This is a genomic window from Faecalibacterium sp. AF28-13AC (genome assembly GCF_003478405.1).
Classification (GTDB): Bacteria; Bacillota; Clostridia; order Oscillospirales; family Ruminococcaceae; genus Faecalibacterium; species Faecalibacterium prausnitzii_E.
Window position 1 is genome coordinate 64625 of the sequence record NZ_QUFG01000001.1, and the last position, 12815, is coordinate 77439.

The 12815-nt window shown below is 60.6% G+C and carries 10 protein-coding genes and 2 tRNA genes; 5 read left to right on the forward strand and 7 right to left on the reverse strand.

Annotated elements, in window-relative coordinates; all coding sequences use genetic code 11:
* Positions 1–134 precede the first annotated feature (134 nt).
* Complete coding sequence (locus DWY95_RS00350; RefSeq protein ID WP_118551457.1) at positions 135–656, forward strand: helix-turn-helix domain-containing protein; 522 nt, start codon at positions 135–137, stop codon at positions 654–656.
* Here DWY95_RS00350 and DWY95_RS00355 read toward each other — a convergent pair.
* Positions 608–868 carry a hypothetical protein gene (locus DWY95_RS00355; RefSeq protein WP_112091996.1) on the reverse strand — a complete coding sequence of 87 codons (261 nt, stop codon included), beginning with the start codon at positions 866–868 and terminating at the stop codon, positions 608–610. The genes DWY95_RS00350 and DWY95_RS00355 overlap by 49 nt on opposite strands.
* A gap of 397 nt (positions 869–1265) precedes the next feature.
* A tRNA-Arg gene (locus DWY95_RS00360) sits at positions 1266–1339 on the reverse strand.
* 166 nt (positions 1340–1505) lie between these two features.
* On the opposite strand from DWY95_RS00360, the gene DWY95_RS00365 reads away from it, so the two are divergent.
* Positions 1506–2882, forward strand: a complete 1377-nt coding sequence (locus DWY95_RS00365) for a potassium transporter TrkG (protein WP_118551459.1) — start codon at positions 1506–1508, stop codon at positions 2880–2882.
* 55 nt (positions 2883–2937) lie between these two features.
* Here the strand turns inward: DWY95_RS00365 and pepT are convergent, their stop codons facing one another.
* On the reverse strand, positions 2938–4155 hold the full coding sequence (gene pepT / locus DWY95_RS00370) for a peptidase T (RefSeq protein WP_118551461.1): 1218 nt from the start codon (positions 4153–4155) through the stop codon (positions 2938–2940).
* A gap of 247 nt (positions 4156–4402) precedes the next feature.
* Between pepT and DWY95_RS00375 the strand changes: the two genes are divergently transcribed.
* Entirely contained in the window at positions 4403–4597 is a 195-nt protein-coding gene (locus tag DWY95_RS00375; RefSeq protein WP_097792867.1) for a DUF3873 family protein, read from the forward strand.
* 56 nt (positions 4598–4653) lie between these two features.
* Here the strand turns inward: DWY95_RS00375 and DWY95_RS00380 are convergent, their stop codons facing one another.
* Positions 4654–4827 carry a hypothetical protein gene (locus DWY95_RS00380; protein WP_055189802.1) on the reverse strand — a complete coding sequence of 58 codons (174 nt, stop codon included), beginning with the start codon at positions 4825–4827 and terminating at the stop codon, positions 4654–4656.
* A gap of 111 nt (positions 4828–4938) precedes the next feature.
* On the opposite strand from DWY95_RS00380, the gene DWY95_RS00385 reads away from it, so the two are divergent.
* Together DWY95_RS00385 and DWY95_RS00390 are read left to right on the forward strand one after the other, a co-directional pair.
* Positions 4939–5009: transfer RNA gene (locus DWY95_RS00385), tRNA-Gln, on the forward strand.
* Positions 5010–5351: 342 nt separating this feature from the next.
* A complete protein-coding gene (locus DWY95_RS00390) occupies positions 5352–8096 on the forward strand; it encodes a Helicase associated domain protein (RefSeq protein ID WP_118551463.1) in 2745 nt (914 codons plus the stop codon).
* A 65-nt stretch (positions 8097–8161) separates the two neighbouring features.
* Here the strand turns inward: DWY95_RS00390 and DWY95_RS00395 are convergent, their stop codons facing one another.
* From DWY95_RS00395 to dusB, 3 genes are read right to left on the reverse strand one after another with little or no spacing between them, the layout of a single operon-like run.
* Entirely contained in the window at positions 8162–9298 is a 1137-nt protein-coding gene (locus DWY95_RS00395) for an aldo/keto reductase (protein ID WP_118551465.1), read from the reverse strand.
* 18 nt (positions 9299–9316) lie between these two features.
* Positions 9317–11692: a YfhO family protein gene (locus tag DWY95_RS00400; RefSeq protein ID WP_118551467.1), complete on the reverse strand. Its 2376-nt coding sequence runs from the start codon at positions 11690–11692 to the stop codon at positions 9317–9319.
* Positions 11693–11738: 46 nt separating this feature from the next.
* Positions 11739–12758, reverse strand: a complete 1020-nt coding sequence (dusB, locus tag DWY95_RS00405) for a tRNA dihydrouridine synthase DusB (RefSeq protein ID WP_097792809.1) — start codon at positions 12756–12758, stop codon at positions 11739–11741.
* Between the last annotated feature and the right edge of the window lie 57 nt (positions 12759–12815).

Here is a 12815-nt window from a genome sequence, read left to right on the forward strand (position 1 = left end):
ACCATGCTGGAAACTGATATGCTACCCCTAGAGTAGACAGAGAAAAAACAAAACTGAACTGGTCCGTAAAAAGTAGACAATAGACAAAAGACCTCCCCATGTAGGATAATAAAACTACATGAGGAGGCTTTGCTATGTCTAGAAAATATACAAAAATCGACCAATACGAAAAGCAGATTCTTTCCATGCGAGAAGAGGGAAAAACGCACAGAGAGATTGCCGAAAGTCTTGGACTGGAAAAAGAACAAATCAAAAAATGGCTCCGGCGTTACAGGATAAAAAAGGAAAAAATAGAATCAGGCATACCGATTCGAACAAGAAGGCAACACCGCAAGAACTCTGAGCCAAAAAACATCATCGCAGAACAGGCATATGAGATTCAACGCCTGAAAATAGAGAATATCCCATTTTTCAGGTGTGGAACGGAATACATTGACCTGCTTCTTATAGGGGCAGTGGGCGTACAGGCAGGTGCGGAATTTGAAATCAGGCCGATAGTACGGACACAGCTTGCAGCTGTCCGGGGCACGGTCAGAACCTTCGCCAGCGGCGATCACATGGTGCATGGAATGCTGAACATGGCGCAGAGCTTCGTTTCGCTTGTGGCTCACTTGGCATCACCTCGTTTCTCCAGCGGTGCCATCAGGTCTTTGTAGCAGGGAACCAGCACACAGGGCTTTGCCCGCTTGTAGGGGCAGCCTTCGCACTTGCTGGGGCCTTTGGGCGGCTCGATCAGATAGTAGCAGTTCTCTTTGCCGAGAACGCAGCCCTTCTTTCGGTTCTTCCAGAAGAAGCAGTGCCGGCAATCTGTCGGGCGGGAAGCGTGGTAGCGGATACCGTCCATCGTGACGGTCAGAACTTTTTTCATCGGTAAACCCTCCTTTGGTGGATTCGGGAAGTTCAGCCCGAAAACAAAAAAGCGCGTTCCTCTTTCTGTTCCGAGAGAACAGCGAGTGAACGCGCTATGTATGGAGAAAAGTGTTTTGCACGGTTTTGGGCGGGAATGTGGAAAATAGATTTACACAAATTATCTTGTATTTACATGGATTTACAGAAAAGCGGCTGCCAATTTTAGCAGAGAGCCGGAAAACAGAGTCCAAAAGGTGCTTTATGGGGCTTCATTAGCTGGAAGCCTGATTTTATTAGCTGGAACTGAAAATTCTGCTAATGGCATTAGCTGGCTAATTTTGGTGATCGGTTCAAAATGAAAAATGCGAAGATCGTCTTTTCCATGGGAAAAATGACCTTCGCATTTCGTAACAGGATGTCCCTACCCGGATTCGAACCGGGGGCGTTTCGCTTAGGAGGCGAACCCTCTATCCAGCTGAGGTATAGAGACAGAACCATACCTCATTATAATACCGCAAGTTGGAGAGAAAATCAAGTTGAACGAAAAAGAAAAAAGGTGTATCCTATAAGGGAGATGCCGACCCCGGAACGGGAGAGGCAAGAACGATGCTGCATCGGGAGCGCAGAGGCTGCCGGTGCGGGAGAAGGAGCACTTCATGGGAAAAACCAGAAAAAAGAAGAACCACCCCAAAGGTTGGCTGGTGGGCAGCAATGCGACACAGATCATCTGCGTGAGCTTTGTGCTGGTGATCGCACTGGGGACGCTGCTGCTGACGTTGCCGATCGCCAGCCGCAGCGGGCGGCTGGGCGTGGTGGATGCGATGTTCACCGCAACGAGCGCGACCTGCGTGACGGGCCTCGTCGTGCGGGATACGTGGACGCAGTTCACGATGTTCGGGCAGGTGGTGATCCTGCTGCTCATCCAGGTCGGCGGCCTGGGCCTGGTCACGCTGACCAGCTTTTTTGCACTGGCGGCCAAGCGGCGGATGGGCTTCCGGGACCTGCGGCTGCTGGGCGAAAGCGTTTCGGCCAGCGGCTATTCGCAGGCGACCGAGGTGCTGAAGATCGTCATCCGGCTGGCATTCCTGTTCGAGGCCATTGGCATTGTGCTGCTGGCGTGTGCCTTTGTGCCGCAGTTCGGGCTGGAAGGGGTCTGGATCAGCATTTTCACGGCCATCTCGGCGTTCTGCAATGCGGGCTTTGACCTGTTTGGCCGGTTTGGGCCGTATTCGTCGCTGGCGCCGTATGTCAACAACTATTACGTGCAGGCCGTCGTCATGTTCCTCATCATGGCAGGCGGTCTGGGCTTCATGGTCTGGGTGGAGCTGGGCGAATTTCGCAAAAAACGCCGCCTGTCCCTCCACGCGAAGGTCGTGCTGGCGTTCTCGGCCATTCTATGGGTCGGCGGCGCGGCGCTCATTTGTCTGATGGAGTGGTCGAACCCGGCCACCATGGGCGGGCTGTCGGTTCCGGGCAAGGTGATGGCATCGCTCTTCCAGTCGGTCTCGACCCGTACGGCGGGCATGAACACCATCGACCTGGCGGCCTGCGGGCCGGTCACCAAGCTCCTGATGAGCGTGTTGCAGTTCATCGGTGCGGCACCGGGTTCGACGGGCGGCGGCGTCAAGGTGACGACCTTTGCTGTGCTGATCCTGACCATCCGCAGCGTGGCGGAGGGCCGCGACGACTGTGTGATCGCCGAGCACCACATCGAGTCCAAGACCGTTTACCGCGCACTGACCATCATCATGCTGGGCATTGTGGCATCGCTGGGCTCGGCGGTGGTGGTCTACTACAACACCTCGGATGCCGTGTCCGTCATCGACGCCATCTTTGAGTCCTGCTCGGCATTCGGCACGGTTGGCCTGTCGGTGGGCGTTACCAGCCAGCTGAATGTCGGGGCCAAGCTGCTGTACATGCTGGTCATGTTCATGGGCCGCGTGGGCCCGGTCTCGCTGGCCATCAGCCTGACGGTCAAGCCCGGTGACAACAAGCGCAAGATCCTGCCGGTGGGGCATATCAACGTGGGTTGACAAGCAAAAAAGGAAGAGCGACATCGCCGCTCTTCCTTTTTTGCTGTCTCTGTATTTACTTGCTGTAGATCTCCACGATATTCAGCAGGACTTCGGCCGCCTTGTCCATCCGCTCGACGGTGGTGCACTCGCACACGCCGTGGAAGTTGAAGCCGCCGGTGCCCAGATTCGGGCAGGGGAGGCCCTTCCAGCTCAGGACGGCACCGTCGGTGCCGCCGCGGACGGGGACTTCCTCCGGGGTCAGACCGGCCTTTTCGATGGCCTTGCGGGCGTTCTCGACCAGATGGAAGTGCGGCTTGATCTTCTCGATCATGTTGCGGTAGCTGTCCTTGATCTCCACTTCCACGGTGCCGTCGCCGTACTTGCCGTTCAGGTAGCAGGCAATGTGCAGAAGGTTGTCCTTCTTGAACTGGAGCTTGCCTGCATCGTGGTCGCGCAGGATGTAGCCGAGCTTGGCCTCGGTCACATCGCCGTACATCTGGCACAGGTGGTAGAAGCCCTGACGGCCCTCGGTGGTCTCCGGGCGGGCCATGACGGGCAGGGCCTGGTGGAACTCCATGGCCACGTTGGAGGCGTTGATCATCGCGTCCTTCGCGGAGCCGGGGTGGACCGAGAAGCCGTGGACCGTGACGGTGGCGCTGGCGGCGTTGAAGTTCTCGTACTCGATGCCGCCCACATCGCCGCCATCGACGGTATAGGCAAAGTCGGCCCCAAAGCCGGGGATGTCGAACAGGGAAGCGCCCTCGCCGATCTCCTCATCGGGGGTAAAGGCGATGCAGAGCTTGCCGTGGGGGCGGCCCTCGGCGATGAGGGTCTCGGCGGCGGTCAGGATCTCCGCCACACCGGCCTTGTCGTCGGCACCCAGCAGCGTGGTGCCGTCGGTGGTGATGAGGGTCTCGCCCTTCAGGTCTTTCAGGAAGGGGAAGGTGGAGACCTTCATGACCATGCCGGTGGCGGGCAGGGTGACGTCGCGGCCATCGTAGTTCTCGTGCAGGACGGGGTTCACGTTCTCACCGGAAGCGTCCGGTGCGGTGTCCATGTGGGCGATGAGGCCCAGCGCAGGCTTGTCCTCGCAGCCGGGGGTGGCGGGGAGGGTGCCGTAGACGTAGCAGTGCTCATCCACAAAGGCGTCCTCGATGCCGATGGCCTTCAGATCCTCCACAAGGATATGGGCCAGGTCGAACTCCCGCTCGGCAGAGGGATGGGTGCCGGAATTGGGGTCGGATGTGGTGTAAACGCGGGCATATTTTAACAGTCGCTCATAAGCACGCATAGGTTGATGCTCCTTTGTTTTTTATTTGGTTCTATCATAACCGTTTTGGCCGGATTTTACAAGAGGGAAAGAAGCTGCGGCTTGCTTCTTATCACAAGATCTGGAATTGTCAAGAGGGAAGAAGCCCCGAAGTTCCGTCCGGTTTTTTGTGGAAACAGCGAATAGCGCCCGGCGGCGGGAAGTGCTACAATAGGACACGGCGTGTGCACGGCACACCCAAGATGAAACAAAGGAGAGCTGTGGCTTTATGGAACAACTTTATCTGATGCCCGGACAGGAACGCTGTGAAAAATTCCGAGATCCCAATGGGGTGCCCAAAGTCCGCTACTCCTACTGCTCGCTCCACGGTGCATTGTTCCACTGCGTCAGCCGCAGTGTGGAGGAGGCCCAGCGCCTGTGTGAGGACTGGCTCGTCGGGCAGGACCGCTGCTACCGCAACTGAAGAGCAAAAACGGACGCCCGGAGCGCACGATCTGCACTCCGGGCGTTCTTCTGCGTTCAGCCGATGATCTCGTATTGGAAGTATTCGCATTTGATCTTGCTGCCGACCTCGATCTCCGGTGGCAGGAGCGCCAGCGCAACGGGGTTCAGCTCGTCGCTGGCGATGTCGGTGCGGCGCAGGTTGACATAGTCGCCGTCAAAGCTGACGACCTCATAATACCAGGGGCCCATAGACCATCCCCCTTTCGTTTTTCTTTTATCATAAGGGACCGGGTCGGTTTTGTCAACGATGTTTTTGCTTGACAAATGGGGAACATTCTACTATACTTATACTCACGACAATGCGCCATCGCCAAGCGGTAAGGCAGGGGACTTTGACTCCCCCACCGCGTGTTCGACTCACGCTGGCGCAACTGAAGACCGTCTGCTGAAGGAAACGTTCGGCAGGCGGTCTTTGTGTTTGCAGCTGCTTCCGGGGCGGCGGAACATTTCGCAGACGGAGGCGCTGTGCTGCGGAAAAACAGGGCATTGCGGGAGGGCTGCGCCCGGCGGTTGTGCGGTGTTTCGTTTTGAGGATGCCCGAAGCTATGCCGGAAGTTGGTTGGGATGACCAAAAAATAATGGGAAAAATATCGTATTTTTTATCCGAAATCTTCTTTTTTGCCGGGAATGCTTGACAAGAAAGTGCTTTTTGCCATAATAGATTTATAAGAAAAATTCTTTGCAAGAAGATCGCTCCTGGAGGTAGAAAAACGATGCCGATCAGTTTGAACAAGGTCAACGCGGAGGCGTATGCAAAGGTTGCCGCTGCGTTGGAACAAAACGGAAAAGCAGCAGTGGAACATGCCACCGGCACGGGCAAGAGCTGCATTGCATGGCAGCTCATCGCGGACCATCCGCAGGCGTCGTTCATCTGGCTGGTGTACGGTGCGGCGCGGCTGACCCTGCGCAGGGAGGATGTCCGCCGCTACAACGACGGTGTGCTGCCGGAGAACCTCATCTTCTGCGACTGCGGTGTGCTGGCCGAGGCGTCGGCCGAGGAGTGGGTCCGGCTGGCCTCACGCAAGCCGGATTACCTGATCTTCGACTGCTACCATGAAGTGACGGCGGCCTGCTGGGCAAAATCGGCCCAGCGGCTGCTCCGTCTGTGCCCGGAGGCAAAGCTGCTGGGCCTGACAGTGCCCAACAGCACCGACCAGAAATGCCAGGCGGCCGCGGAACTCTTCGAGGGGACGGTCGTCTCCCGGATGACGGTCGGCGAGGGAATGGCGCTGGGCACCCTGCCGGTGCCGTCGAACTACGCCGCGATGCTCTGGCCGCAGGAAGGGCAGATGAACCTGCTCCGCGCCCGGATCAAGAACCTGCACCTGCCCGCGCAGACCAACGCGCTGAGCGCACAATACGATGAGATCAACTGGTCGGTGCGGCAGGCCGAGAACCCCATCGCCCTGATGCCCCGCGTCCTGACCGACACCCAGGGCCGCTATCTGGCCATCTTTGAGTCGGAGGACTACCTCGACGAGGTGCAGGAACAGCTGGAAGAGTTCCTCCGCACCGTGGATCCGAATGCCCATTTCTACCGTGCCGAGTGTGATTGCCTGCGCGACGCCGAGGCGGTGAAACAGTTCTGCACCTCCACCGAAACGGGGCCGAAGGTGCTGTTCTGCGTCAACTCGCCGGGCGTCCAGCAGCCCATTGAGGGGCTGGCGGGTGCCATTCTGGTCCGCGAGACCGGCGAGGCAGGCCGGTTCCGCCAGATGCTCTGCCGGGCGTTGGTGGCCTGCGGCCGCAAGCCCATCCCGGTGTTCGACCTGACCGCCCGGTTCGACGGTCTGGGCAATGGCCGTGTGCTGCAAAAGGAATGCACCACCGCTATGCTCCGCGCAGGCAGCGAACACCCCGGCTTCCAGCAGCAGAAGCCCATGCGCCAGAGCTATCACCTGTACTGCCGCCTGAAAAAGGAACTGGAAGCCCGGTGGGATGCTTTTTATGCAGCGGCGGCGGCTGTGGCCGCAGAGCGGGGCGATCTGCAGCTGCCCTATAACTATCTGACCGAGGACGGCCTGCCTCTGGGCCGCTGGCTGGAAACGCAGCGCCAGGTCCGGGCCGGGCAGAAGCCGGGCCGTCTGGATGCAGACCGCATCGCCCGGCTGGACAAGCTGAACATCGGCTGGAAGCAGCGCTCAGAGCTGGCCTGGGAAAAGGCCTTTGTCTCGGCGCAGAAGTACCGCGATGACCACGGCGACCTGCTGGTGCCGGTGCGCTACCGCGACCGCAGCGGCTTTGCCCTGGGTGAGTGGATCGTCTATAACCGTCAGCGCTACGTCAGCGGCAACCTGAGCCGCGCCCGCATCGAGCGGCTGGAGGGCATCGGCATGGTGTGGAACGCTTCCACCGACCTGTGGGAGCAGAGCTACGCCGCAGCCGCCCGCTATTATCTCGAACACAAAGACCTCGAAGCACCCATCAAGTACGTTACGCCGGATGGCTTCGCGCTGGGCGTCTGGCTCAGCAGCCAGCGCAGCGCCTATAAGAACGGCGAGCTGACCCTGGAGCAGGTCGAGCGGCTGGAAGCCATCGGCATCAACTGGGTCAACCGGAATGTCCGCAAGTGGCAGGAAAACTTCGAGGCCGCTAAGCGGTACGCTGAGCAGTTCGGGGATCTGGAAGTGCCCTCCAATTATGTCACACCGGACGGCATCCTGCTGGGCAAATGGATCGCCCGCCAGCGCTACGCCTGGCAGAACCCGGACAATTCCAGCGCCCGCGTCACGCCGGAACGCAAGGCCCAGCTGGACGAGATCGGGATGGTCTGGGATAAATACGACCCCTGGCGGGAGCGCTTCGAGCTGGCCCGGAAGTATCGGACAGAGCACGGAGATCTGGAGATCCCGCTGAATTATAAGACCGAGAACGGCATCTGGCTGGGCAGCTGGCTCTACCGTCAGCGTCAGTACCGCCGCACCGGCGACCCGCGCCTGGGCGAGGTGCACCGCCGCGAGCTGGACGAGCTGCTCAAGGACGAAAAGCCCCACAAGCAGAGTGCGGCACCCTCCGGCAAGGAGAGCCTGCGGGAGAAGAACTGGGAGCACAACTTTGAGGAAGCCGCCCGGTACGCCGAGGAGCACGGCAACCTGCTGGTGCCCTCCAATTACGTCACGGCCGGTGGGTTCCGGCTGGGCGTCTGGATGTCGAACCTCCGCGCTGCCCGCAAGACCCGGCCCGACTCCTTCCAGGTAACGCCGGAGCATGTGAAACGGCTGGACGGCATCGGCATGGAGTGGGACGCCCGTATAGCCAAGTGGGACCTGGCCTATGAACACGCAGCGGCCTATGCCAAGGCCAACGGCGACCTGCTGCCGTCGGCCACCTACCGCAGCGAAGACGGCTTCGGTCTGGGCGACTGGGTCCGCCGGATGCGCATGGCCCGCGCGGAAAATGACCCGAAGCTGACCGAGGATCGCATCCGCCGTCTGGATGCCATCGGCATGAAGTGGTAAACCATAAAAGCAAAAATACCGTGTCCCCACGCCGGGGACACGGTATTTTTTTGCTTGCGGGAAGATCAGAGTGCATCCAGTTCCGTTTGCAGCTGGGCCAGCGCAGTGCGGATGGGCAGGTGCTGGGGGCAGACGGCCTCGCACTTGCCGCAGCGGACGCAGTGGCTGGCCTTTTCGGCATCCGGGAAGCGGGCGGTCCACTGGTGCCGGACGGCGTCCGGCTGGCCGAACATCCCCAGCCGGTTCCAGATGCTGAAGTTGTCCGGGATGTCCACGCCCATGGGGCAGGGCATACAGTACCGGCAGCCCGTGCAGCCGATCTTGATGCGGCTGTGCAGGATGCGGGCCGTCTCGGCCACAGCGGCATCTTCCGCCGCGTTCAGGGGGCGGAAGGGCGCAAAGGTGGAAAGGTTGTCGGCCAGCTGCTCCTCGGCGCTCATGCCGGAGAGGATCAGGTGGACGTTTTTGTGGCTGCCCACCCAGCGCAGCGCCCAGGAAGCTGCACTGGCGGCGGAGTCGAGGGCGGTCAGCGGCGCCGCAGCGTCCGGCGGAAGGTTGGCCAGTGTGCCGCCCTTGATGGGCTCCATGATGATGAGCGGGATGCCCAGTTCTTCGGTCAGCGCATAGCCGCGGTCGCCCGCGATCTCCTCGGCGCGGTCGTCGGTGTCAAGGTAGTTGTATTGCAGCTGGCAGAAATCCCAGGGCTGGTCCCGCAGGATGTGTTCCAGCCCGTCCGCGTTGTCGTGGCAGGAGAAGCCGAAGTTCCGGATGCGCCCGGCCTTCTTCTCTTCCCAGAGCCAGTCCACGATGCCCAGCGCCTTGGCTTTGTCGTACCGTGCCCGGTGCAGGGAGTGGAGCAGGTAGAAATCAATGGTGTCCACACCCAGCCGCTCGAATTGACTGCGGTAGATCTGCTGGGCTTTTTCCAGCGAATCGCACTGCCACAGGGGCAGTTTGGTGGCCAGATAAAAGCTCTCGCGGGGCCATTTTGCGATGACCCGCCCCACAAACGGCTCGCTCTCGCCGCCGTGGTAGGGGTAGGCGGTGTCAAAGTAGTTGACGCCCGCGTCCCGCGCGGTGTTCAGCAGGGCTTCGGCCCGCACTTCGTCGATGCGGCCGTCCGGCAGGGTGGGCAGGCGCATGCAGCCGTAGCCCAGCAGGGAGGTGGTGATGCCGGCTTTCTTCCAATGACGCTGTTCCATAGAACGCTCTCCTTTTCTTCAGTGCTTCCGCTTTTTCCGATCGTCCCAGGCAAAATAGCTGGTGTAGGATACGAAGACTACGAGCGAAAGCAGCGTGACAGGCTTGCCCAACTGGATGCCGTCCGGCTGGTAGACAAAATCAAGGGTGTTTTCCCCGGCGGGGCAGAGCACCGCCATCAGGCCCTCGTCCACCCGCAGGATGTCGGTCTCCTTGCCGTTGACCGTGGCCGTGAAGCCGTCGTCGTAAGGCACCGAGAAGAAGACGAGGTTCGGGGCGTCCAGCGTGATCTCAGCGTGGAAGCCGGAATTGGTCATCTGGAACACCGAACAGGCCGAGGCCCGGCGGTCGGCGCAATCCTGCACGTAGCGGTCATAGGTCAGGTCGTTCAGCTCAGCGGCGGGCAGCGGCTGCAAATACTGGCTGTATGCGGCGGCATCCGCATCGGAGAGCACCAGCGCCCGCATCAGCAGATTGGAGCGGGTGACCGTCACGGTGGACTCGTAATCGTCCTCGGTGAGGTAGTAATCGTAGGTGAAGCCCATGGGGACGTAGTTGGTGTTTTCATAGAGGGTGTAGCCATCCAGCGTGTCGTAATAGGCCCAGCCCTCATCGGCCTCTTCGAGGAAGTCTGCCTGCCGGTCGGGCTTGGTGATGAGGTACTTCACGCTCAGCAGGCCCCGCAGCGCATAGTTGGAAAGCTCCGGCTGGCTGCGGACGTCCCGCTTGACGCCCAGCGCCGGGTAAAAGCTGAGGATGCTGGGGGCGGCGGTGCTGCCGAAGTATTGCAGGCAGCTCTTGTCCAGCCAGAGGCCGAGGTTGTCGTGAGTCTTGTAAGTGTCGATGCGCCAGTCGCCCTCCGGCAGGTCTTCCTTCAGGGCCAGGGCGCTGGTGTACTCTTCCACCAGGTCGCTGTCGGTGTTCCACTGGCCGAACTTGCCGATGCCGATGTGGGTGATGCCGAACAGGCAGCTGAACGCCAGCACCGCCGCCAGCATCCGCTGGGGCAGGCGCTTGTCGGCCCGCCACCGCTGCGCGACCCAGCGGTAGACCAGCAGCCCGATGAGGGCAAAGCCGAACACGGCGGCGTACTGGCCGGGATTTTGCAGGACGCCCAGCGACCATTCCTTGGTGCTGGCATCCTGCACCGGCACCAGCGCAAAGGCCAGCGTGGCAATGACGAGCCCGCTGATGTTCCGGGCCGGGCGGTCCAGCTCGACGGCGGGGTCTTCCAGTGCGTTGATGGTCATGGCGGCCAGGATGAGCACCGGCATATAGAACCACCGGGCGTAGTAGCTGGAATTGAGGGCATAGAAGGCGCTGTTCAGCACCGGCACCAGCGCAAAGACAGCGCAGGTGGCAATGATCCGCTTTTTGCTGTCGCCCTGCCGGGCGCGCCAGTAAGCCAGAGCACCGGCCAGACTGCACAGGGGCAGATAGGCGGTCATGCTCGTCCACTTGATGACGCCCTCAGACCAGATGGAGGTCATATAGGGTGAGTCGGGCGGCAAAATCCAGCTCAGCAGGATGGCAAGGTACTGCTGGGGCTTTGCGTAGGTCAGAAAGCCCCAGCCGGAGGACAGGTCGATGGTGCGGGGGTTCTGCAGCAGCGAGAGGACGGCGGGCCAGAGGATGACGGCCCCCAGCCCCACACCGAGGAGGCTTTCAAAGGCCAGATGGACGAACAGCCGGGGCGTGAGCTTGAAATCCCCCGCGCTGACTTTACAGATGAAGTAGAGGAGCAGGAAGAGCACCTGCCCCACAAAGAAGAAGTAGTTGTTCAGCAGGTTGACGCCGACCCAGAACGCGAACAGCCCGTGCCGCCCATGGTAGACGGCCTCGTCCAGCGCCCAGAGCATCCACGGGAAGAGGGCCAGCACATCAATGAAGTGGTTGAAGAAGATGTTGTAGAGCCCCCAGCCGGAAAAGGCATAGAGCACCGCGCCCAGCACGGCATAGTTTTGGTCTTTTACGTAGCGGCGCAGATACAGGTATGCGCCGCCGCCCGCCACGGCGAACTTGAGCACCAGCAGCGGGACCATGAGATAGGGGAGCCACCGCTGGGGGAAGAGCAGCGAGAACCAGAAGAACGGCGAGCCGTACAGGTAGAAGGAATAGGCGTTCAGCGCCCCGCTGCCCAGGTCGGTGGCCCAGGAGAAGGTGTTGTGGACACTGCCTGCGCCGTCCGGGTAGCCCAGCCCCTTGAGAAAGCCGTTCATGTAGCGGTAAAAACTGATCTGCTGGCTGTTGAAATCACCGGCGTAGTGGAAAAAGCCGCCGTCCAGAAGGTAGAACGGCAGGAAGATCAGCGCTGCCGTCAGCGCACACAGGCAGACCGTGAGCAGGAATTTGTTCTGTTTTTGCCCCAGAAGCCGGGGGCTGTGAGATGAAGTCATGGCAGAGAACCTCTTGTTTCAAAAAAATCCGGATCGTCCGGGAAGATCAGGGGAACGGGACCTCGCGTTCGTCGTCAGGGTCAAGCCCCGCTTTGCGCTGCTGGTCGAACACTGCCTCGATGAGGCGGTCGATGTCTTCCAGATGGGTCAGCTCGCAGCAGTACCGCCGCAGGGAGGCCGCCCCCTTCAGCCCTTTCATGTAGTGCATGGTCTGGGCGCGGGCCTGGGGCATGGCGACGAATTCGCCCTTCTGCTCCACCATCTCCTCCACCTGACGGCGGAGGGCGTTCATCCGGGCCTGCAGATTCGGCTCTTTGGGAGCCGGGGTGCCCTCCAGTGCGGCGTTCACCCGCTCGAACAGCCACGGGTCGCCCAGGGCTGCGCGGGCGATCATCACACCGTCGCAGCCGGTCTCTTTGACCAGAGCGACGGCGTCTTCAGCCGAATGGATGTCGCCGTTGCCCAGCACCGGCACATGCACAGCAGATTTTACGCGGGCGATGATCTCCGGGTCGATGCCGGGGGTGTACATCTGCTCCCGCGTCCGGGCGTGTACTGCGATGAGGGCCGCACCGGCCTGTTCGCATGCCTTGGCGCACTCGACTGCGGTGACGTGGTCGGCGTCCCAGCCTTTGCGCATCTTGACCGTGACGGGCCGGGAGGTGTGCGCCACTACCTGCTCGACGATCCTGCCGCAGAGGTCGGGGTCCAGCATCAGTTTGCTGCCGGCACCGCCGGAGACGATCTTCGGGGCCGGGCAGCCCATGTTGATGTCCAGAAAGTCGAAATCGTATTCCTCGATGGCGGCGGCTGCTTCACCCATGATCTGGGGCACTTCGCCGAAGATCTGGACGCCGTAGGGGGCGCCGTTGGGTTCGGCCTTGAGCAGGCTGACGGTTTTGTGGTCGTGGTAGACCAGCGCCCGGCTGGATACCATCTCACTGACTGTGAAACCGGCCCCGTGCTGCGCCATCAGGCGGCGGCAGGGCGCATCGGTGAAGCCTGCCATGGGGCCGAACACGGCCCGGTGGGGCAGGGTGATGTGTTGGATCTTCAAAGGTTCCATTGTGTTCCTCTTCTGCTTGACAAAACGATAAAAAATTACTATACTACAAATAGAGAA